Source organism: Candidatus Ichthyocystis hellenicum, from assembly GCF_001460935.1.
GTDB classification, from domain to species: Bacteria; Pseudomonadota; Gammaproteobacteria; order Burkholderiales; family 2013Ark19i; genus Ichthyocystis; species Ichthyocystis hellenicum.
In genome coordinates this window covers 1,354,306-1,377,043 of record NZ_LN906597.1, presented here as the reverse complement: position 1 = coordinate 1,377,043, position 22,738 = coordinate 1,354,306, and the positions used below count along the sequence as shown (strand labels likewise).

23 protein-coding genes and 3 tRNA genes are annotated in these 22,738 nt (G+C 37.4%); 13 read left to right on the top strand and 13 right to left on the bottom strand.

Going from position 1 to position 22,738, the window contains the following annotated elements:
* Positions 1 to 8: 8 nt before the first annotated feature.
* From hflC to rpsF, 8 genes are all read right to left on the bottom strand, one after another.
* Positions 9 to 887: a protease modulator HflC gene (hflC, locus tag Arg41_RS05290; RefSeq protein ID WP_092343855.1), complete on the bottom strand. Its 879-nt coding sequence runs from the start codon at positions 885 to 887 to the stop codon at positions 9 to 11.
* Positions 884 to 2,143 carry an FtsH protease activity modulator HflK gene (hflK, locus tag Arg41_RS05285; RefSeq protein ID WP_092343856.1) on the bottom strand — a complete coding sequence of 420 codons (1,260 nt, stop codon included), beginning with the start codon at positions 2,141 to 2,143 and terminating at the stop codon, positions 884 to 886. Before hflK ends, hflC begins: the two co-directional genes overlap by 4 nt.
* A gap of 96 nt (positions 2,144 to 2,239) precedes the next feature.
* Positions 2,240 to 3,604: a replicative DNA helicase gene (gene dnaB / locus Arg41_RS05280; RefSeq protein ID WP_092343857.1), complete on the bottom strand. Its 1,365-nt coding sequence runs from the start codon at positions 3,602 to 3,604 to the stop codon at positions 2,240 to 2,242.
* Complete coding sequence (gene pyrF / locus Arg41_RS05275; protein WP_242641408.1) at positions 3,594 to 4,481, bottom strand: orotidine-5'-phosphate decarboxylase; 888 nt, start codon at positions 4,479 to 4,481, stop codon at positions 3,594 to 3,596. The genes dnaB and pyrF overlap by 11 nt, the downstream gene beginning before the upstream one ends.
* Positions 4,471 to 4,917 carry a 50S ribosomal protein L9 gene (rplI, locus tag Arg41_RS05270; RefSeq protein WP_092343882.1) on the bottom strand — a complete coding sequence of 149 codons (447 nt, stop codon included), beginning with the start codon at positions 4,915 to 4,917 and terminating at the stop codon, positions 4,471 to 4,473. The genes pyrF and rplI overlap by 11 nt, the downstream gene beginning before the upstream one ends.
* Positions 4,918 to 4,972: 55 nt before the next feature.
* The gene (gene rpsR, locus Arg41_RS05265; protein ID WP_092343858.1) at positions 4,973 to 5,284 is read right to left on the bottom strand and encodes a 30S ribosomal protein S18; all 312 of its coding nucleotides are present in this window, start codon (positions 5,282 to 5,284) and stop codon (positions 4,973 to 4,975) included.
* The gene (locus tag Arg41_RS05260) at positions 5,281 to 5,616 is read right to left on the bottom strand and encodes a single stranded DNA-binding domain-containing protein (protein WP_092343859.1); all 336 of its coding nucleotides are present in this window, start codon (positions 5,614 to 5,616) and stop codon (positions 5,281 to 5,283) included. Before Arg41_RS05260 ends, rpsR begins: the two co-directional genes overlap by 4 nt.
* 24 nt (positions 5,617 to 5,640) lie before the next feature.
* A complete protein-coding gene (gene rpsF, locus Arg41_RS05255) occupies positions 5,641 to 6,081 on the bottom strand; it encodes a 30S ribosomal protein S6 (protein ID WP_092343860.1) in 441 nt (146 codons plus the stop codon).
* Between the two features lie 391 nt (positions 6,082 to 6,472).
* On the opposite strand from rpsF, the gene Arg41_RS05250 reads away from it, so the two are divergent.
* The 7 genes from Arg41_RS05250 to Arg41_RS05220 all read left to right on the top strand — a co-directional run bounded on the left by Arg41_RS05250 (position 6,473) and on the right by Arg41_RS05220 (position 14,182).
* The gene (locus Arg41_RS05250) at positions 6,473 to 7,921 is read left to right on the top strand and encodes an aspartate ammonia-lyase (RefSeq protein WP_092343861.1); all 1,449 of its coding nucleotides are present in this window, start codon (positions 6,473 to 6,475) and stop codon (positions 7,919 to 7,921) included.
* Positions 7,922 to 8,865: 944 nt separating this feature from the next.
* Positions 8,866 to 9,588: a hypothetical protein gene (locus Arg41_RS05245; protein ID WP_092343862.1), complete on the top strand. Its 723-nt coding sequence runs from the start codon at positions 8,866 to 8,868 to the stop codon at positions 9,586 to 9,588.
* 349 nt (positions 9,589 to 9,937) lie between these two features.
* Complete coding sequence (locus Arg41_RS05240; RefSeq protein ID WP_092343863.1) at positions 9,938 to 10,720, top strand: hypothetical protein; 783 nt, start codon at positions 9,938 to 9,940, stop codon at positions 10,718 to 10,720.
* A gap of 355 nt (positions 10,721 to 11,075) precedes the next feature.
* Positions 11,076 to 11,996, top strand: coding sequence for a transporter substrate-binding domain-containing protein (locus Arg41_RS05235; RefSeq protein ID WP_092343864.1), 921 nt, complete (start codon positions 11,076 to 11,078; stop codon positions 11,994 to 11,996).
* A 29-nt stretch (positions 11,997 to 12,025) separates the two neighbouring features.
* Complete coding sequence (locus tag Arg41_RS05230; protein ID WP_092343865.1) at positions 12,026 to 12,766, top strand: amino acid ABC transporter permease; 741 nt, start codon at positions 12,026 to 12,028, stop codon at positions 12,764 to 12,766.
* Positions 12,763 to 13,452, top strand: a complete 690-nt coding sequence (locus Arg41_RS05225) for an amino acid ABC transporter permease (protein WP_092343866.1) — start codon at positions 12,763 to 12,765, stop codon at positions 13,450 to 13,452. Before Arg41_RS05230 ends, Arg41_RS05225 begins: the two co-directional genes overlap by 4 nt.
* Before the next feature lie 10 nt (positions 13,453 to 13,462).
* Positions 13,463 to 14,182 carry an amino acid ABC transporter ATP-binding protein gene (locus tag Arg41_RS05220; protein ID WP_092343883.1) on the top strand — a complete coding sequence of 240 codons (720 nt, stop codon included), beginning with the start codon at positions 13,463 to 13,465 and terminating at the stop codon, positions 14,180 to 14,182.
* 6 nt (positions 14,183 to 14,188) lie between these two features.
* Here Arg41_RS05220 and ppa read toward each other — a convergent pair whose 3' ends face one another.
* On the bottom strand, positions 14,189 to 14,704 hold the full coding sequence (gene ppa / locus Arg41_RS05215; RefSeq protein WP_092343867.1) for an inorganic diphosphatase: 516 nt from the start codon (positions 14,702 to 14,704) through the stop codon (positions 14,189 to 14,191).
* Between the two features lie 135 nt (positions 14,705 to 14,839).
* Between ppa and Arg41_RS05210 the strand changes: the two genes are divergently transcribed.
* The 5 genes from Arg41_RS05210 to Arg41_RS05190 all read left to right on the top strand — a co-directional run bounded on the left by Arg41_RS05210 (position 14,840) and on the right by Arg41_RS05190 (position 17,748).
* Positions 14,840 to 14,930, top strand: a tRNA-Leu gene (locus Arg41_RS05210).
* Positions 14,931 to 14,986: 56 nt separating this feature from the next.
* A tRNA-Gly gene (locus Arg41_RS05205) sits at positions 14,987 to 15,062 on the top strand.
* Between the two features lie 42 nt (positions 15,063 to 15,104).
* A tRNA-Cys gene (locus tag Arg41_RS05200) sits at positions 15,105 to 15,175 on the top strand.
* Between the two features lie 35 nt (positions 15,176 to 15,210).
* The gene (locus Arg41_RS05195) at positions 15,211 to 15,972 is read left to right on the top strand and encodes an outer membrane protein assembly factor BamD (protein WP_141663274.1); all 762 of its coding nucleotides are present in this window, start codon (positions 15,211 to 15,213) and stop codon (positions 15,970 to 15,972) included.
* A 405-nt stretch (positions 15,973 to 16,377) separates the two neighbouring features.
* Entirely contained in the window at positions 16,378 to 17,748 is a 1,371-nt protein-coding gene (locus Arg41_RS05190; RefSeq protein WP_092343869.1) for an MATE family efflux transporter, read from the top strand.
* Here the strand turns inward: Arg41_RS05190 and phaR are convergent.
* The 4 genes from phaR to Arg41_RS05170 all read right to left on the bottom strand — a co-directional run bounded on the left by phaR (position 17,745) and on the right by Arg41_RS05170 (position 21,524).
* A complete protein-coding gene (phaR, locus tag Arg41_RS05185; RefSeq protein WP_242641407.1) occupies positions 17,745 to 18,293 on the bottom strand; it encodes a polyhydroxyalkanoate synthesis repressor PhaR in 549 nt (182 codons plus the stop codon). The two genes, Arg41_RS05190 and phaR, sit on opposite strands and share 4 nt — an antisense overlap.
* Before the next feature lie 104 nt (positions 18,294 to 18,397).
* Entirely contained in the window at positions 18,398 to 18,997 is a 600-nt protein-coding gene (locus Arg41_RS05180) for a hypothetical protein (RefSeq protein ID WP_092343871.1), read from the bottom strand.
* Positions 18,998 to 19,126: 129 nt separating this feature from the next.
* A complete protein-coding gene (gene phbB / locus Arg41_RS05175; protein WP_242641406.1) occupies positions 19,127 to 19,864 on the bottom strand; it encodes an acetoacetyl-CoA reductase in 738 nt (245 codons plus the stop codon).
* A complete protein-coding gene (locus tag Arg41_RS05170; protein WP_157722286.1) occupies positions 19,857 to 21,524 on the bottom strand; it encodes a PHA/PHB synthase family protein in 1,668 nt (555 codons plus the stop codon). The genes phbB and Arg41_RS05170 overlap by 8 nt, the downstream gene beginning before the upstream one ends.
* A gap of 336 nt (positions 21,525 to 21,860) precedes the next feature.
* Here Arg41_RS05170 and Arg41_RS05165 point away from each other — a divergent pair, with 336 nt between their 5' ends.
* On the top strand, positions 21,861 to 22,289 hold the full coding sequence (locus Arg41_RS05165) for a hypothetical protein (protein WP_092343874.1): 429 nt from the start codon (positions 21,861 to 21,863) through the stop codon (positions 22,287 to 22,289).
* The last annotated feature ends 449 nt before the right edge of the window (positions 22,290 to 22,738 follow it).

The following is a 22,738-nucleotide window of genomic DNA, read 5'->3' as shown; positions in this document are numbered from 1 at the left end:
ATAAAAACCTATTTCTCTGGATTGGAAAACTTCTGAGAAGAAAAGTACTTCAACAAACTAACGGTTGGGTCCAACACCAAAATATTGGATTTATCGCGGAAAGAGTCCTGATAAATTCCCATGCTCTTGTAGAAACGGAAAAAAGAAGGATCTTTAGTAAACGACTTAGCATAAATATCAGACGCCGCAGCATCACCCTGCCCCTCCATTTCAGCTGCCTTTCTATAAGCATCTGCTAGAATTATAACACGCCTTTTGTCAGCATCTGCACGAATACTCTCGGCTTCACCGAATCCCTGTGACCGCAACTGAGCAGCAACACGTTCCCTCTCTGCACGCATACGCCTAAAAACAGAATCACTAACCTCGGGTGGAAACCCAACCCTACGCAAACGAACATCAACGATTTTAACTCCAAACTGACGAGCATCAGCATCAGCACGCTTGCTTACTCGTTTCATTATATCATCCCGCTGTCCAGATATAACGTCATGAACAGGGAACTTACCAACCTCTTCGCGAAGAGCTGAATTAGTTGTTTGAGTTAAACGAAGCTCGGCAAAAGATAAATTTCCTGACATAGTGGTCAAAAATAATTTTGGATCAACAATACGCCATTTTAAAAAAGAATCTATGTTGATGTTCTTTTTCTCTGAGGTAATAAAACGCTCTGGATTTTGTGAATCCAAAACCTGAATACGGTTATCAAAAAACCTAGCATTCTCCACGAATGGAGCCTTAAAGTGAAGACCTGAATCAAGAACAACCCTCTTTATCTTACCAAACTGCAAAACAACCGCAGTCTCCCTTTCATCAACTTTAAAAACAGAAAGACCAAAAAGAAAAATAAACAGAGCAAGAAAGAAGCCTACCAATCTATAATTCATAAACGTTCTCCTCGCTCACGACTTTTCAAAATTATAGCCACATCATCCCTATGAGAAGATTGTGGTTCCCGAGAAACATTACTAGATTTTGCCTCAAAGTTATCAGTGTGATCTGTAGCAGGAGGAGAATAATTATCACTAGCACTGGAAGAAACAGACTTTTTATCACCAACAGGTATAATTTTATCAAGAGGTAAGTAAAGCAAATTTTGACTGGCATGAGAACTAACATAAACCTTAGACGATCGCTTGAGAACGTTAGACATAGCATCTAAGTAGAGTCTATCCTCGGTTATCTTAGGATTCCTTTTATAAGCCTCTAAAACTTCCTCAAACCTACGGGAGTCACCTTTAGCAACATCAACCACCCGTTGTTTATATCCTTCAGCGGTTAAAAGAATACGAGAGGCATCACCTTTAGCTCTAGGAATAATAGAATTAGCATAAGTTTGGCCTTCATTTTTCTGCCTTTCGCGATCCTGAACAGCCTTGACTGCATCACTAAAGGCATCCTGAACTTGCTCTGGTGGTTGAGCATTTTGCAAATTCACCTTTATAACCTGGATACCGGTTTCATACCTATCCAAAATATCCTGTATCAGGGTCCGACAACGCTCTGAAATATCTGCCCGCCCACCGTAGAGAACATAATCCATTACATGCCTACCAACTACTTCACGCATGGCTGACTCTGAAGCTTTCCTAACCCAATCATCAGGAGTAGAACTATTGTTAAAAGCAAACTTTTTAACATCTCTAACCGAATACTGAACAGAGAATTGGATATTTATAATATTCTCATCGTCAGTGAGCATGGTAGCTTCGTCTTTGTCAATGTCCTCAGGATTATCTCGGTAACCCAGCTGGACAGTACGAACATTGGTAATGCCATAAATTTCCCTACTCTCAATAGGAAATGGCCAGTGCCAATGCAAACCCGGATCAAGAGTTCTAACGTACCTACCAAAAAGAAGCTCAACAGCCTGCTGATTAGCACCAACTACATAAAAACCACTTAAAAACCATATAGTAAGAGCAATAGTTAAAAAAAGGGCAAAACTAAAAATAAATCCTTTTCCATCTGGAGAAGGCTTCGACGAAGATCCCATACTAGATGGCTTCTTCTGTGAAGACTTCATACCAAATAAAGATTTAACTCTATCTGTAAAATCCCGCCAGACCTGCTCCAAATCAGGAGGAGTTTGCTGATTAAAAATCACACTTAGCAATCTGCGAACATCCAGTAAGAATTTCATACAAACTTTCTCTATAAAGTCTCTCTACAAGAACACGAAAATTATATCAAAACGCACAGTACAACACAGAAACAACATAACACACAGGAGTATAAATCAATATGCATGCACAGGAGCCAAATTTTCAAAGCGAGTAATATCTCCAGAAAAATGAAGCCTCACCGTTCCAACTGGTCCATTTCTTTGCTTACCTATTATAACCTCACAAACCCCTTTTTCTCTTGAATCACGATTATAGTATTCGTCACGATATAACATTAGTATGAGATCAGCATCTTGTTCAATTGCACCAGACTCCCTAAGGTCATTCATTTGGGGTCTTTTATCACCTCGTTCCTCAACACGTCTAGAAAGCTGAGACAAAGCAATAACAGGACAATTTACCTCTTTAGCCAAAGCTTTTAAAGAACGAGAAATCTCGGAAACAGCAGTAGCGCGAGTATCTGATTGGCTACCTGTGGAAGACATCAACTGCAAATAATCTACTATGACTAAGCCTAATTTCCCACCGTAATGTCTATGCAATCTCCTAACACGAGCTCTGACTTCATAAGAGTTAAGAGCAGCAGATTCATCTATGTAAATTGGGGCATCTTTCAGAAGACCAAAAGATGTAACTAAACGCTCCCACTCATCGTTAGTTAGTTGTGCATTACGCACTTTACGCTGATTCAATCTACTCATGGAGGAAATCATCCTCATGGCCAATTGTGTATTAGACATCTCCATACTGAAAATTCCAACAGGGAGCATCTGTTGCACGGCAACATATTCTGCAATATTCAGGGAAAAAGCCGTCTTTCCCATAGAAGGTCTGCCTGCAATTATTATGAGATCACCAGGCTGAAATCCGGAAGTCATTTCATCCAGATCAGCATAACCAGCAGGGACACCAGTAATATTAGATGGACCTGATTCCTGAATCTCCTGAAGTCTCTCCATAACTTCATCAAGAACAACTTGGATGTCAGTAAATCCAGTAAAACCCTTCCCTCCTCGCTCGGCAATTTCAAAAATTTTGCGTTCAGATTCATCGAGGATATCACTAGCAACACGTCCTCTAGGGTGAAAAGCCAACTCTGCAATCTCACTAGATAATGTAATGAGGCGCCTTAAAATTGCGCGATCACGGACAATCTCAGCATAATGTCGAATATTAGCTGCAGATGGTGTATTTTTTGTAACAGCAGCTAAGTAAGCCACACCTCCTACGTGTTCTAAATGATCGCTGCGCTCCAGTGATTCAGAAACTGTAACTAAATCTATGGGACGTGAAAGGTCAATCATTTTCATGATGTGAGAAAAAATCAAACGATGGTCGTCTCTATAAAAATCAGACTCAGAAAGAACATCCACCACTTTGTCCCAAACAGAACTGTCAAGCATAAGACCACCGAGTACAGCTTGCTCAGCATCAACAGAGTGAGGGGGGATTTTTAGTTCAATAGTTTCATTTTTCATCAGAAGCCATTAACTTCCCGAGATTTATTTGATCACGTATAGCCAATGCCGCATCAGCAGAAGTCATATTTTTATCGGTAAAAAAACGAGAAGGATAGATAACAGAACGAGAAACAGTAATCAAAACACGATAACCACCGGTAATATCCATAACCCTTTCCAATGATCCCCCCTGAGCACCAACACCTGGGATCAATAACCAAACATCAGGGAAATGAAGACGGATATGAGCAATAGCATCTGGATATGTAGCACCAACAACCAAGCCACAATTATCATATGAGGAACAAAACTTAGATACCATCCTGGCAACACTCATATACACAGGCAAATCATCCTCTAGCCTGAGTTCCTGCAAATCGGACGAACCCAAATTAGATGTTTTGCAAAGCACAAAAACACCCCTCTGTCCATTTTGATCATATGAAGAAAAAGGCAATATAGCATCTGCTCCCAAATATGGTTGAACCGTTGTAGCATCAGCACAATAGCGCCCAAAGCATTCCCGTGCATACCAGCAAGCGGTAGAAGGAATATCACCGCGTTTGGAGTCTAAAATAACACTTACATTGGGATAATTAAGATGGATAAAATCAATAATGCGCCTAAGATCATTCTCAAGGGCATTAGCAGCGAAGCAAGCAACTTGAATCTTGAAGGCGCAAACAAAAGGAGCCGTTTGTTTAACCAAATTTTCGCAAAAGGCATAAACTTCAGCTGGGTTACCAATTACATCAGGATCAGGATCAATACCGACACACAGCAACGACGAAACCTGAGATTGGTAACGACCTAAGTGACCAAAGAAAGAACTGCGACAAACCGCCATATACACGCCACTAGCAAAAACACAAGCTACATCAAGATTAATTCTCACCCAAAACGGAGACAGTTATAGAAACAGAAACCTCTGGGTGCAAAGAAACAACGACCTCGTAATCACCAACAGTTTTTATTGGTTGAGAAAGAACAATAGACCGCTTGTCTATAGAAAATCCATTTTGGTTCACATGGAAAAGAATATCAGCAACGCTAACAGAACCAAACAACCTTCCATCTACTCCTGCTTTTTGAACAATCTGTACAGTCAGGCCACTCATCTTTTCTGACAACTCTTGTGCCGATGACAATTTAGCTTTCTGTGCCTTCTCCAGCTCCTCACGCCGAACATCGAATTCTTTCTTGTTTTGTTCTGTAGCACGCTTTACTTTACCACTGGGCAACAAGAAATTCCTCGCATATCCCATCTTTACAGAAACTATATCTCCTAATTTCCCAAGAGGTGGAATATTTTCAATCAATATTACTTCCATGACCGACTTAGTCACATCATTCTCCTTAAATTCAGCAACCGCATTATAGCAGTATCTATTTGTGAGCATCCGTGTACGGCAGAAGAGCCAAAAATCTTGCCCTTTTTATGGCCGTTGTTAGTTGGCGCTGATAAAAAGCACTGGTACCAGTCAGACGAGCGGGAATGATCTTTCCTGTCTCAGTTACAAAAGCAGATAATAGATCAATATCCTTGTAGTCAATCTCCTTTATACCTTCAGAAGTAAATCGGCAAAACTTATGTCTCCTGAATGTAACACCCCTTGAAACGTCACGACGCTTGGACTTAGAAGAAGAAGATTTTTTTGCTCCCCACTTGGAAGAAGAAGATACCTGTTGAGTACTCATAAATCACCACTTTCCCTATCACAAAAAAAACAAAATGAATTTACATGAAGCACAGGTAAACGATAAATACCGTGTGGTCCCCAAAATCCCTCAAGAAAAATCGTCCTGCCAATAAACGAGGACACAAGTCTAGTAGAATCACTACCCACAGAAACAAATCTTACTTCTACATCAACTCTCATAGGAACATTACCACCCGCTCTATGAGAAAAATGACACACAACACCTTCAACCACCGGCAAACCTGACGGAGTATAACGAGGAGAGGACAACTCCCGCAAAACGCCAGACAAGTGAACACTATTGACGTGGGAAAGGTTAGGTGCTAACACAGACAAGGCCCTTCAAGAATAAAGCTACTCTGTAACAATAACCTCATCAGTAACTTCTGTATTATTATCGATCGCGCTCCCACTGTCTTCAGACTGGGTGTTAGTATCAACGGATGCTTTCTCCTCCTTAAGCAAAGAGCGAGACTTATCCTCTTTCATCATGGGAGAAGGAGACGATACAGCTTCATAACGACGCACAATAAGGTAACGCAAGATTGCATCATTAAAACGAAAGGCGTGCTCGAGTTCAGTTAAAGAATCGTGGGAACACTCAATGTTCATCAAAACATAATGGGCTTTGTGAATCTTCTCAACGGGGTAAGAAAGCTGCCTGCGACCCCAATCTTCTAAACGAGAGATGGATCCACCACCACTAACTACCATATTGGTGTAACGCCCAACCATAGCCTGAACCTGCTCACTTTGATCAGGGTGCACAATAAGAACCACTTCGTAGTACCTCATAACAAGCTCCTTATGGAATAAGCCCTCTCTGCTCTAACTATGAATAGTCAGAAGGGCAAGGATAGTTGCTATTCTAGCTGTATTGAAGAATATTGCAATCTCCAAAGTAGCAATAGATGATAATTGCCAAAAATCACGTATCAATTTTTCATCTTTTTACAACAAAAATTAATTTTGCAAATTACAACTCTCATTTGCTAAAACGCCCGACTAGACTCAATAATTGCTGATGTAAAAACTATTACTGGTAGTCATTAGTGATATTACTCCGTTGAATTTTAGCAAATGATAAATAACATATACGTACCACCTCAAAAATGGCTGCAAAATAGATCACCATAGACGGTGAAAAACTTGAAAGAGATTACAGGGGAAAAGAAAGGCACAAACCATGGACGAAACCGAAACCCGTGTTGAGCACGACAGTTTAGGACAGTGGCTAATACCTCACGAAGTTTATTGGGGTATTCATACTGCTCGTGCAATTGATAACTTCCCCATTACTCGTCGCTACATAGGTGAAGAACCTAAGTTTGTAAGAGCAATAGCAGAGGTTAAAAGGGCTGCAGCAGAAGTTAACATAGAGCTTGGTCTCATAAAGAAAGAAGTTGGTCAAGCTATAGTAGAAGCGTGCATCAGAGTAGAATCTAACCAGTATGATAGCCAATTTATCATTGACCCTATCCAGGGTGGAGCTGGCACTTCCACAAACATGAATGCCAACGAGATTATAGCTAACATAGCTCTTGAAATAATGGGATATGATAAAGGCAGATATGATGTTATCCACCCTGTAGACGACGTCAACAGATCCCAGAGTACTAATGATGTTTACCCCACTAGTATAAAGATAACATGTATACGCATGATTGATGAATTTTGTCTATCAGTCAAAGAATTGTGCGACTCTATTGAAGCAAAGGCAGAGGAATTATCAGATGTTCTGATTATTGCTCGTACTCAGTTACAGGATGCTGTCCCCGTAACTTTAAAACAAGTCTTTTCTGCACAATCAGCAATGCTTAAAAGATTGTTGTCTGGATTTGAATTTTGCAAAAGAACATTAGCTGAAATACATCTTGGCGGCACTGCTATAGGTACGGGAATAAATACCGAACCTATGTACGCAGAAATGTCCTGCAAAAGATTATCAGATATAACTGAGCTTGATCTTTTCCAAGCCTCCAATTACGTAGCTGCAACACAAGATACTGCCGTATTTGTTGGATTTTCGAATACTCTCAAGCAATTTGCCATCACTCTTTCTAAGATTTGTAGCGACCTGCGTCTCATGTCTTCTGGACCTCAAGCTGGATTCGGTGATATCAGGCTACCACCAAGAGCTGCAGGATCCAGCGTTATGCCAGGTAAAGTTAATCCGGTAATTCCCGAAGTAGTTAATCAGATATGCTTCCAAGTAATAGGAAATGACCTCACCATCTCTCTTGCAGCTGAAGCCGGTCAGCTTCAGCTCAATGCCTTCGAGCCTATCATGGCAAAGTGCCTTTTCGAGAGTTGTCATTACCTAACTACAGGATGCCAAACCTTGGATAGATCTTGCGTAAGAGGAATAACAGCGGATAGGGAAAAATTAGCAGATCGGGTCTCCAGATCAGTATCTCTTGCCACTGCACTTTCTCCGATAATAGGATACGAGGAAGCGGCTAACTTGGCCAAATGCGCTTTAGAAACAAATCGAACCATAAAAAGTCTCGTTTTGGAAAGCAACGACATTTCAGAAGAAGAAATAGACGATGCATTATCAAGTTATTCACTAACTCATCCATCTCATCAGTATCCAAGATCGAAAAAAAAATCGTCCCATACACAGAAAAAGTAACTACAACTTAAATAGAGGTAAGGCAAATAAGTTCTTACCTTTAGTTTTTCATTTCCTCATGACCGTGAAAGTTTATAAATAGATCCTGTATGTCCCATTAAGGATAAATAACTTTTCCTGGTCAATGTAAATATCACACTGGCACTCAAATTAAATAAAGATAGTGGAAACACTCATATCAGTAAGTATTAATGCCTACACTTTAGGTATGAATCTACAAACTCACAAATGAATATACCTGCAGTTACGCACATAACTAATATTAATTATGGCATTTCCCACTAAAACTTCATATTATCATTGTGCTAAATACGCAATACATAACTAGATTAATGAATATAAATTCAATAATAATTAATGTTAACAAAGAAAAAGTAGCAATACAGCACAAACTCTATTTACATTTTGCAACAATTTTACTGGATTAACAGTACCAGTATGATAAAGATTTATTAGTAGTAAATTAAGGTAAATAAATCCATTATCTGTAGTCACTTCATTGTGCGCAACTCTATCATTTACAACTTACTGTTTATTATAATTTTGAAAGACTTATAACCAAATAGTACTAAAGTGTGTAATTGTACATGAACTATCATGACAATACCATCTATCAAAATATTGATACACTTATGGGATCATCAATAAAACAAAAACATACATTGTATTTTAGCAATTAATAATCTTAAACAAGATTATTTTTTAATAGTTGATATTTTTTATGCTTATATCATCTTATTACATTAATGCCACTTGCTTAATTAACCAACTGATTAAAATAGAATTTTTTATTTGTAACATTATTTATATTACTTAAATCACATTTGATACGTTAAAACATTCCTCTTACAAATAATAAATAAATGAGATGAATAAATATAGCTACATGAAAAACTTAATTAAAACTGTTCTTATAAAATACCATACAAGTAACGAGGAAAAAAATGTCCGATTTTAAATTAGATACTATTTCTGTAATAGAAGTACATTCATATTCGTCAGTTGATCAGCAAGAATCATCATTATCATCATCAACTCAAGATAAACAACATAATGCTAGCAATATGTGCCTTAAGGGCAGTCATATTGGATCTGAAAGTGATCCAGAATCACCTAACAATACCTCATCATTAGAAAACTGTACAGGAGAATCCAATATAGGTTCTTCAATACCTAAAGACGAATTCACTACAGAAGATATTGATAAATCCAAATTATTGGCATGTCCTCCAGGAAAAGAAGAAATTCTTTTTTTAACTGGAATGAGCATAACATCTGCATTATTAGTTCTAGGAGTTGTAGGAATGTTAGAACGTACTTGCGAATCTTTTTTAGAAAGTGCAAAAGAAAAAGCAAAATCAGAATCATCTAATTGCTTCAATACAAAATCGTCATCAATTGGTGATGTAGGAGAGTTCTATTGCCATAATAAATTATCAGAAAAAGCTAATTGTGAATCTCTTTTGGAAACTATTGGAGACACTGGTTTAGGAAATGCTTACCCATATCTGTTACTATCATGCTTACTATGTTTATTTTTAACTGTTTACTCTGCCGTATCTAGTTTCAGCAAGAATGAAAAAATAGAAGAATCTGACAGCATTAGTATGATTGAATTTGGAAAAACGTCACAACCTTCCAGTATCAACAGAGAAAATAGTGTATAAACTACAAATGAAAACAGATTTAATTAATAATGATTAACTGCTAAAAACTGATAGTTTTCGAAAAAATATCATATGTGATTAAAGACACCTTAGGCCTCTGTCATGAGGCCTCTTGTTACAAGTTAACATATTTGTTTGATTAAACCCACTATGATTATCAAAAACACAAGATTGAAAATCAAAGCACATATTTCACCAGTAGGTGAAATAATATTAATATAGTATCTGTAATATTGCTGACATAATTCACAACTAAATTGTTTAAGTATTGCTAGCATGACGTTTGAATAAATATTTCGTTAATGTTTCGCAGTTTCACCAACAATATTTTTATTATTAGGAATAAATTATGAACAAAACTACATATGGAAGCATTTCTGATGCCACCAATTGCCAATCATGTGCCCAAAACAATACTGAAATTAGTTGCGACGAGTTGCTATCTGCACTGTCTGATGAGGAAAAAGTTAGAACAGCTATTCTTGAGCTGGGTAATGGTGGTTCTTGCTACCAACGTCAGGCTTTTGCTGACCACGATAACTCATGTTCTTCATTGGGAATAGCGGAAATGCATTCTGAAAGCGAGACATTACATACACTAGTTTCCATTGAAGCTGGAAGTTCAACAGAAAATTTATTGGATGCAGAAACAAAATCTCCTAAGAGTAGCAGGTGTGAAAAAGCAATTTCCACAATCACATGTCTAATTTTTAGCCTTTCGTTAGTATCTACAATTGTCGGAATGTCGTGCGTGGAATGCCAAAATTTTAACGGCCTTTACTCTAGATTGTGTGAGAACAACTCTTCTTCTGATAGACTAGATCCAGAGGGCAGCTTCTGTACCAACTTAATGGAAAGAGATAATTCTTGCAGAAAATTAGAATCGACACTTAGTGAACTAAACCTTAATTTGCTTGATCCCAATATATCGATCGGTATGACCTTAATCGGCTCCTTGTTTTCTATGCTATCAATGTCTGCATTTTTACTACACTCTTCATTCAGAAGCAAGCCTACGGAAACCAAGGCAGAAACCAACAATCAAAATGCCGCTGTGGAAAACGCTAATCAGGCAAGTAACCCTCAATCGGAACACTCTGCCAACAAACCAGAAACACACCAACCAAAGTGAAAAATAAAACAGCGTCGCGAAACAAGGAAACAACTCACACCAGCACCATCAAAGCAATTAATATATGACCACTCCAACTATACTTCATCCAGCCCCGAGCCAGATCACAGAGCGACGCAAAAAACAAATCAAGCAACCCAATATCCAAGAGAGGACAACGTGCACACAAAGCCCGGCATTTTAGTCGAAAAATTACTTAAAGTAAAGTCAAAATCTGCCACATAATATTACTCAATTACTCAATTAAGGTCACAGAAACTAGAAACTAGAAAATAAACAACAACATCTCTTTATCTATATCCAGTTATCTATTATCCTGTGACGCTTGGCATCCTCAACTGAATGGGATTATCACATGGTGTTTGTTTTTAAAAAACTAAATATTATCAAGAAAGTTTTGTATATCTTATTGATTTTTATTATTTATCCAATAAATAGTTGGGCTGATAGAGGTACTTTGGATAGCATACTGAACACTCACACTTTGATAATTGGGTACAGAACTTCCTCGATTCCTTTCTCATACCTAGATGATAAGCAAAAAGCAGTTGGCTACAGCATAGATTTATGTCGAGAGATTGCTGAAGCTATAAAAGATAACCTTGGCCTAAGCGATATAAAACTTAAGTTTATACCAATAACGTCCCAGAACCGGATAGTTTTGCTTCAAAGTGGAACCATAGACATAGATTGCGGGTCCACAAGCAACCTGAAGTCTCGTCGCAAACAAGCAGATTTTAGCAACAGTATATTTCTAGCACATACAAAAATGATGGTAAAATCTGGCAGTAGCATCAAGGACTTCAAAACCATCGGAAAAAAGGTAGTTGTAATTTCATCAGGAACATCATCTGACAACACACTGGCTAAATTTGCCAGAAAAAATAAGCTGAGTTTTAACATAATATACGGTAAAGACCACGCTAACTCTTTCCTATTGCTGATGACAGGAAGAGCATCTGCGTTTGTTAATGACGACAGCATACTCTACGGACTCAGAGCTCGTATACGTGGCAGAGCAAATAGATTTGTTATTCTTCCTGAATCACTAAAATCAGAACCGTATGCTTTAATGTTACGTAAAAATGATCCTAAATTTAAGAAAATTGTCGATGATACATTAAATAAAATCATGACATCTGGAAATATCATATTGATTTACAAAAAGTGGTTTATGTCTCCAATACCTCCTAACGGACTAAACGTATCAATACCTTTATCTAATGATACCCAGGAGTTATTTAATCATCCTAACGATTTTTCTGCTGATGGCTAGCTCGATAGACTTACTAAAAGGAGACCTTCATGCAATACAATTGGGATTGGTTGTTCTTTCTAAAGGAGGGGTATGATGGCCACATTTACGGAAACCTGATTCTTGTCGGTTTGGGATACACAATAGCTGTAGCTACATCGTCATTTGCTTTAGCGTTTGTGTTAGGAACTGCCGTAGGAGTAATGGCAACGATCAGAAATAAATTTGTTTCTTTAATTGCTATTTTTTACATTAATATTTTTCGCAATATACCTCTCCTGGTACAGCTTTTTTTATGGTTTTTTGTTGTTCCAGAGTTCCTATCACCTGATACGGGAGACTGGTTGAAACAGAATGTTTCTCCGATATTCTTTGGAATTATCGGTCTATCATTTTTTACATCAAGTCGCCTTGCTGTACAAATCAAAGCAGGCATAGACAGCCTTCCGGAGGGAATGCGTAATGCAGGAAGAGCTCTAGGAATGAAAAGGTTCCAAATATATAAATATATTTTGTTACCAGCAGCACTGCGGATGATAATTCCATCCATAACTTCAGAAGCCATGAATAATATAAAAAATTCATCGGTAACTTATGCTATAGGTGTTACGGAAATATACTTCCAATACAAACAGCTTATAGAAAAAACTTCTCAAATAGTTGAAATAACTTGCATTGTTACTGGATTGTACTTCCTCCTTAACTTTGTTACATTTCTGGTTTTACAATCCATTGAGAAGAAACTAACCATACCTGGACTTATCAGTCATAGTAACGAGGACCAATTATGATTTTTTTATCTACCATAGTTGAAAATGCTGATTTCTTGTTAAATGGTTTGATGTATAGCATTAAGGTGTCTTGCGTTGCCGTTGTATTTGGACTATTTTTTGGAACGATCCTTTCTCTAATGTCAATATCTAAGTCACGTTACCTTAGAATATTTGCCAAAGTATACATAAACTTCTTCCGCAGTATCCCGCTCGTGCAGGTGATGATGTCTCTATACGTGATATTGCCCTTCCTGGTTAAAATATTTACTGGTGATTTTTTTCGCATCAGTGCTGAAAGTTCTGCATACTACTCTTTTGCTTTTTTCGAGTCTGCCTATTTTAGCGAAATAATAAGGTCTGGAATACAATCCATTTCACGCGGGCAAATACTGGCATCCTACTCCATAGGTTTCGGGTACATTAGAACCATGCGTTACATAATTTTACCTCAGGCATATAGGAATGTTTTTCCTGTGCTTATGACACAAATTTTTATTATTTTTCAGGATATATCACTAGTATACGCAATAGGAGCAATAGATTTTTTTGGTGCAGCCGATAATATTGCGCAACGTGAATTTATGCCAACAGAAATGTATATATTCTGTGCCGTATCGTATTTTTTTATTTGCTACGGATTTTCTTATTTTTCCAGGCACATTGGAAATCGACTTAACATTCATAATCAACACTTAAGAAGGTAACTTCATGAGCATGATATCTATACAATCAGTATGCAAGCACTATGGAAGTGTTCAGATACTTAAAAATTGTTCTTTGAATATAGAAAAGGGAGAGGTAGTAGTTATATGTGGCCCTTCTGGATCAGGAAAATCGACGCTAATAAAGTGCATAAATGGATTGGAGGATTTTCAAAAGGGGAAAATAGTAGTTGATGGGATAGACCTGAGCAATCCCAAAACTGATCTGCCGAAGCTAAGGTCTTGCATAGGAATGGTATTTCAAAGTTATGAACTATTTCCTCATCTTAAGGTTATTGACAACATAACCTTGGCTCCTATCAAAGTATTAGGTTTTAGTAAGGATGAAGCTCGCAAAAAAGCTTTTGAATTGCTAGATCGAGTTGGAATGGGGGCACATGCACACAAGTATCCAGGACAACTTTCTGGCGGCCAAAAACAACGTGTTGCCATTGCTAGATCTTTAGCCATGACCCCAATCGCTATGCTTTTTGACGAACCAACATCGGCCCTGGATCCAGAGATGACTAAAGAAGTACTAGGAGTAATGACGGAACTTGCAAAAGAAGGAATGACGATGATAGTGGTAACACATGAAATGTCATTTGCCAAACAAGTAGCGCACAGAATAGTTTTTATCGAATCTGGAGAAATAATAGAAGATTGCCCTGTAGAAAAATTCTTCGATGAAACTGGTTCTGAGCGCGTACAGAAATTTTTATCTAAAATATAGAAAAAATCACAAAATAGAGTCTGAAATTATTTTCTCAGCCTCTTCTTTATCTACAAATCCGGAAATTTTGACCCACTTGCCCTCCTCCAAGTCCTTGTAGTGTTCAAAAAAATGCACTAATTCGCGCTTGGAACTCTCAGTAATATCTGAAATACGCTTTATGTGTGAGTACATCGGAGCGCACTTGATGCAGGGAAGCGCTATTATTTTAGTATCTTCACCGCTCTCATCCGTCATATTTAATGCCCCAACAGCCCGACATAGCAAAACGCAGCCATGAACCAATTTCGCCGGGCACATAACAAGTACATCTAGAGGATCACCATCATCGGAAAAAGTACCGGGGATATAACCGTAGTCCATAGGATAACGCATGGAAACATTTATAAATCTATCAACTCTCAATGTACCTGATTCTTTATCAACTTCATACTTAACTGGGTCAGAATTGGCTGGTATTTCAATAACTACATTAAATTCACGTGGAGCTAATACTCCAGAAGTAAGATCATTAAAAGACATTGCTAACCTCCTGTAAATAAAAATCATTAAATTTGTATAATTGTCACAAAATTACCAGATTTTGTATTACATAAAAAAAAATTGCAAAAATTTCTGCATGATTTCTATTCATGTGATATAAACTGTCACTGGATTGCCCGGGTGGTGAAATTGGTAGACACAGCGGACTTAAAATCCGCCGGGACTTTAAAATCCCTTGCCGGTTCAAGTCCGGCCCTGGGCACCAAATATGTTTTGTTATTGACATCGCACACCTACAAGGCGACAATAATGTTACAATAGGCGGGAATAGCTCAGTTGGTAGAGCGCAACCTTGCCAAGGTTGAGGTCGCGAGTTCGAGACTCGTTTCCCGCTCCAGTAAATAAAGGTATCGTTGATTTTTGGGTGATAAAATATATCGGCGGGGTGGCAGAGTGGTTATGCAGCGGCCTGCAAAGCCGTGGACGCCGGTTCGATTCCGACTCCCGCCTCTTGGTTGTTTTAGGACTTGTTTGGTGGTTGCGCTTTGACGTGGAAAGATCTTTGGATGCGCCGGTTCTTTTTAGCTGTAGCTTCTGTTCTGGCTCTGTCTGGTTGTGCTTACCTTGAGTCAGTTGATGTTGGACCGGACCTCCCACCTTCTAGCTTGTATAGAATGGCCCAAGATGACTTGGACTCCGGAGATTATGCATCTGCTGTTCGTTATTACGAGGCCTTAAGTAATCGCTTTCCTAATAGTACATTGACTCGTAATGGTGAGATTGAGCTTGCTTATGCATACTATAAAAGTGATGACCCAGATCAGGCCTTGGCAGTATGTGAGAGATTTCTGAGGATCTATCCTACCGACAAACATGCTGATTACGCACTCTACTTAAAAGCCCTGATACTGTACGAACGCGACCACTACTTGCTGTATGCAATAGCTAAACAGAGTCCTGCTGATCGTGATCCTAGAAGCCTTCAGGAGTCCTTCCTAGCTTTTAAGGAACTTGTTACTAAATATCCAAATAGTGTCCTTAAACGGGATGCTGAAAAGTACATGTTGGACATTGACTTTTTACTTGCCAAGCACGATCTAGACGTAGCTATTTTTTATCTTGAGCACTCAGCTTATTCTGCTGCCTTGTCTCGCTTCCAGAGTGTTATTGTTAACCACCCAAACTCTCCCCTTAGAAAAAATGCTCTGGAAAAAGTGGCCTATTGCTATAATAAAATGGGAATGAAACAACTGGCATTGGATACTGAAAAAATAATTTCCTCTAACTATCCTAAAACACATAAATAGGCACATGAATCGTTAACAACTAAAAGCAGATTGTTATCCTGGACAGAAATATATTATAACATTAGCATAGTAACGTTAGTAACTAATCCCTCCGTAAAAAATATTGCGTAAGGTTATAGATAAAAATTAAAATATGTCAAATCAATATGATATGAACAATTTAAAAATTAAATAGCTAAATAAATAAATTACTAATACTGTAGATTTATAACTAGCGGACATTTTTTTGCATACTTTTTAAATTATGACGAAATATTATTGGAAATATTTCGTATTATGCATCCTAAAATACCGTAAAAAAAAAGCGAAAAATATGCTCAGCCGAAACAGTAATATTGTATTAGCATAAGCGTATGGAATAACCACGCTTAATGTATTACAAACACCAGAGGTTGGCACATCAAAATGAAAACACAGTTGATCAAGCTAACTATACCCATACTTTTAACACAGATGTTATTAGTGTTAGCACCAATAACAGACACAATATACGCTGGGCAATATTCAGCATTGTTACTAGCCGCTCTAGGATTAGGAGCAAGCATATACGTAACTCTGTACGTCATCTTGATAGGGATCATACAAATCTTCAATGCCCTACTATCTCATGCTCATGGCGCAAAAGAAACCCCAACCTTCCGTCATCTTCACGGACAAGCCTACCTTTTGATAGCCATACTATCTGTAATTGGAATAGCAATACTAAACTACAGCCCACTGTGGATGTATGCAACGGCCGACAACTCAAGTCTGCAAGAACTGATTGTTCCCTACTTAAGGGGAATGGCAGCTGCACTACCGGCTGCTTTGTTGATAAGATTTGGAACAACTTATCTTAACACCCTAAATCAACCATGGAATGCACTAGTTATAGCTCTTTTTTACTTATTTTTTAAAGTATCAATAACACTAACTCTTCTCTTGAATATGAGCCATTCCCATATGGAGGCAATTACAAACTGCGCATTATCATCTACCATAACGAACTGGAGCATAGTTTCTATTTTATTTATTTTTATGGCAAGCAATAGAAAACTAACACCTTACTTACCAACTTGGCCATCAACTATTTGCTGCAAAAAAACAATAAAAAAAGTCCTAAGATTAGGATGGTCTAACGGGATAATACACTGTATACAGTCTACATCCTTCTACATTATAAGCATGATAATGGTACCCCTGGGAGTGCACCAAATAGGTGCAAATCACATAGCAAGTAACCTAGTTTCTATTATTTATGTAGGCCCCGTAAGTCTTGGAACCGCTACCACCATCTTGGTAGCAAGACAAAGAGGCGCAGAAAAATATGATGGAATAAGACAAACTCTTCGCTCTTCCATGCGTATAGCTTTATTTTGTAGTATTTTTTTAGCACTACTAATGGTTGGATATGCTCACAAAATTTCCAATTTTTTCAATAACAATCCAAACGTGGGAAGTATAGTACTGCCGCTTATCCCTATAATATCCCTTTTCCAAATTTTCGACTGGATGAGCATAATACAATATGCCGTACTAAAGGGGATGGAGCAAACTTTTTGGCCCATGATCATATACATGGTGTGCATGTGGGGAATCGGAATTGGTGGCGGATACATAGCAACACTGATGTCGTGGCAGAAAACTTTCGAAACCAATTATCTTGGAGTGCAAATATTCTGGATGTCATGCACGCTAAGCCTAGCAATATGCAACGCCTTTTTGCATATTTGCTACATCTGGACCCAAAAAAACCTACACAGAAACAACTACCAATTGGTCAAAAACACCAACTAGGACTCATCGGCCTTATCTTCGGTAGTCCCACTAGGAACGCCCCACATCTTTCCGACTTGATCCTTCACTTGGTCGAATATCACGTTGGTCTGACTCAGATAGGCATTAATAATATCCTGAAAAGCTGGCATACCCCAAAAGTTAGGCCACATATTGTTAGGCTCATTCGCACTCATATCAGACGACATACTAGGCATATTATGACCATCAGATGGTTTACCGCCTTCACTCTCAGAACACGAAGAAAAAAATTCCTTTATGCTTTTTTCAAGGTAACTATAGAAAACACCTTGCATGGGATGACCGTAGCACCTTATCATAATCTTTAGAAACTCTGCGGAAAATACCGGGGTATTGCTGTTTTCTTCCTCTAGTAGAACCTGCATTAACACGCTGCGTGTTATGTCATCACCTTTCTTCACATCTATAACTACAAACTCTTCTGAGGAAACGACCAAATTCTTTATGTCGTTGAGTGTAATATAAGCGCTTGTCTCTGTATCATACAAACGGCGATTAGGGTACTTTTTAATTAAACGGCTCATAAAAATCATTCATAAATGAACAAAATAAACAACTGAGCTACACTAACACGAGAGTTAATTATTTAAAAGAAATAAAAATTAGCATTCATGGTCCAATGTAGCACTTAAAATGCAGCTGATTGGCATAAACCCTGTAGTAGTTCGCTATCTGAATTTAATAACCCTAGACAAATAGGTGCCATCATTAGAGTACCTAGCACGGTGCAAACCAAAATTGATCCTGAAAAAATAACAAGCGATTTTCTCTTACAATCGCTAGCAATATCATCGCTATAAGAATGGAAAACATCGCCAAGATCCTGATTAAGATCTAGCATTGCATTATTACCACCATAATCGTATGACAAACTACAGATCCCATACTTAGGGGGATAGTTTTTCAGAGGAACAAGCGGAGCAGTAATTTCACTAGCCGGCAACCCACCACACTCTTCGTCTTTACTAGAAATTACATAAGCACTTGCTGATACAGCAGCAGATAATGCCGGAGAAGACCCACATCCAGTAACATAATATCCTTCACAGGGATTAGAATCGCACTGCGTCATAATAGCACCGTAGTCACTAGCACATGACAGGGCAGATAAACCACCTCGGTTATTCGAAGAAGGAGAAACCTTCGAACTATCATCTTCATTAGTAACTCTAATTTCAAAATCTGAATATTCACCACTACTTCCCAAAATATTTCCAACTTTAGACATCTGCTACATCCGATAAAAGTTCCAATCAAGGATAATATTATACAAAATAAGTAATTACAACCTCATATAAGCTCATAATTATACGAAACGTTGGTAGCAAAAAAATTACCTATACTGCATAGAGATAAGTTAAAACATATGCTGTCCACCATTTATTGCTATATTCGCACCAGTAATAAATTTAGCATCATCAGAAACAAGATAGGCAACTAAAGAAGCAACCTCAGTTGGATCACCTAACCTTCCCACTGGAATATGCGGTATGATTTTAGATTCCATTATATTTTCTGGTATTTTTTTTACCATAGGAGTAGCAATGTACCCAGGTGAAACAGTATTGACCGTTACCCCCTTTTTTGCGACCTCAAGCGCCAATGATTTTGTAAATCCATGAACCCCAGCTTTAGCTGCCGCATAGTTAACCTGACCAAAAGCACCTTTCTGTCCAGTTATAGATGATATGTTGACTATTCTCCCCCATTGCCTTTCTACCATTCCATTAACTACCTGTTTGGTCATATTAAAGACAGAGTCAAGGTTAGTTCGAATAACATCACTCCAAACTTCATAGGTCATTTTACAAAATGTAGAATCCCTAGTTATTCCAGCATTATTGACTAAAATATCAACAGTAATTCCTTTTTCTTTAATGGTATCAATGCACTCTTGGCATGATTTATAATCTGAAACATTAACAAAGACTCCCAAAATTCTATCATCATTCTCAAAGAACTGAGATAACCATTCCTTTGCTGCATCGTGGGAACGGTTATATCCAACTATAACTAAATAACCACAATCAAGAAATTTATTGCAAATAGCATGCCCTATTCCACCCATACCACCGGTTACCAAAGCGCTACGCATTAGCTTTTCCTTTAAAAACGTACATTCCAGGAGCTTTATATAGTGGAGTATAGGGATATTCATGATCATTATTCTTAAAAGCATGAGATTGACGTAGCCATTTACACCAATCTAACCACCAACTTCCTTGGTTAGGTGAGCAAGAAAGTATGTCTTTTCCTTTAGCTAAAAAACTATAATCCTCAGCAAAATATGATCTTTTAGTATTATGCGGTGGAGAAACTACACCTGCAGTATGCCCTGCACAAGACAAAGCAAAACGAATGGAAGCGTTTGGAAATGATGATATTCCTGAATAAACAGATTTCCATGGAACAATACTGTCACGCAAGCAAGAAATAAGATACATTGGGCAGGTAATCATTTTACTACTAATAGAATATCCATCCCAAAAAAAATAATCTTGCATTAGCACATTTTTTAAATAAAGCAACTCTAGATATTCAGCTAGCATTATAGCTGATACATCAATATGGTCTGCATTCCAAGCCAAAATATCAAACGGTTCTGCTTCTCTTCCCATCAAATATCTTTCTCTAACATAAGACCAAACTAGACTATCTGAACGTATAAATGCAAACATCCATGATAATTCGTGACCATATATTACGGGATCAATATTAGATCTAATTTTAATAAGATCAATAGTTTCCTTTTGTATAAATGAACCTAGTATTCCTGAATAAGATGAATTAATCATAGAAGTCAATAAGGTTGCACTACAAACCCAATCGCGATTTTGAGATGACAATATCATTAATGCCATATATAGCAGGAAACCACCAATGCAATATCCGAGAACATGTAACTGATCATACCCTGTTATTTTACGAATAATATCCATAGAATCTATAAGAGCATATACATAATTCTTCAACGTAAAATACTTTCTGTTATACCAAGACAACATAAATACTTGATGCCCATGTGACAAACAAAATCTCACTAATGAATTTTCTTTTTGGAGATCTAGAATATAAAATTTGTTTACACAGGCAGGGAAAAAAACTATAGGGGGATGAACTGGTGAAGGATGATTATATGAAATAATTTCATAGAGATCAGTCTTAAACACCACTACACCAGGTGTCGTTGCAAGATTATCCCCAACCTTAAAATGTCCATCCGGAACCCGACCTATATCTATGTTACGAATGTCACGAGAAAGTAAATTTAATCCACGTCGAACTGTCTCTCCTGAACTTCTAATTGATTCCGTCAAAGCAACAGGATTAGTAAAAAAATAATTAGCAGGGTTAATTGCTACTATCCATTCTTTTAACAAATAATTTTGAATATCTGTAAAATGGTAACTAAAAAACAGCACACCTAGATAGCGTTCTATAAAATCGCAAAATAGAAGATATAATTGATGAATATAGTGGAAATAATCGTACCTCTTCCAAAGATTGTCAGAAAAACGACCATCATCGTAAAGCAACGATGGATCTTTTCTTATAATTCTATTACAAATATCAAGATGTCTATCTCGTATATCAGTAACCATAGCCCAAAAATCTGAAGACAAAGAATTTGAAGGTATAGATACAGTATTAGGAATCAAAACCCGATAAGGGCAGATGATAGCACTAAAAACGTGAGTAGCATATCCTAATAGAAAAAACACCTCTCTTTGTTGTAAGTAAAATTTATTGACCACACTAACGTACCTTATATGCGTGTTATACATCTAGAATATTAATGTTCACGCTAAGTTATATCGGTAGACATTGTAAAGCAACTTTATTACTGATAAAGTCAATGTCATTTACAGAAAGTGGTAAATAATTCCTATTAAAATTTAGATAAGCACTCCTAAACTCGATTGTATTTATATAAAATATATTAATATATTCATTATTAATATATTTTAAAAGTACAATAATAGTTGTAAAAACAATTCATACGTTTGTTGTTTAACATAAATTCTCATTATCTTACCTAAACATTTTATAAATAGAGTAATAATTGTTTTTTTATAATACAAAGGATAAATATGGTTAATTCCTCTTATAATTATGATGATAATTTATTTTATGACCAAGGAGTAATTGATGATGAAAGCCCGCCATTGTTACAAAGTACTTTATTACTAGCCCAGGATATAGATTACCCCTCCGTTGTATCAAGAATAGCTATTAGAGCCACTTTTTGCACCGCCGGTGTTTGTTTAGTCACATTAGGAGGATTGGGAGTTTTTTGTGAAAAAGAAACGGAAATAGGAATTTCACAAGACTCCAGATTGGCAATAAGCAGTACTTGCAATAATTCAGTCTTAGAATTGTTTGGCTCAAACCTAATTATACCAGCAGTAACCATGTCTTCTGGATTTACAATGATAGCTGGAAGCATATTCTCTGGTAAATTGGCGAGCATATTAAAATATTGCAACAATGGTATAGACAGATTATGTTGCGAAGTATAGTCTCCGAATAGAAGCATAATCCTTTTAACAGGAACGAACTAATAAAAGGGATATATGATTACATGGGACTGCATACAAATAAAAATTAATATTTACTCTGTGAATATGTACTTACCTATGATCACCGATGAACGGTTCCATGATTTATTTAATACTTAGGTTGTCGTTTTAATAGTACAATCCGCCGCCATGGTGGTATCAAATCACCATTAAAGCTTCGCAACACCACACTGGCATACAAAGTACATACATGTATAACCTGGAACATATTGAAGTTTCTTCGATTATAATCATCCAGGATAAAGCATCCGTAACATATAGCCACCTATAAAAGTGTGACGATCAATAGTAAGAGTTCAGATAAATCTCACCCCCAACTGGTTATCCCCAACTGATTCTATAGCAAATGATTATCATCCACACACCTCCCCTCAAATACCTCTAAAAAT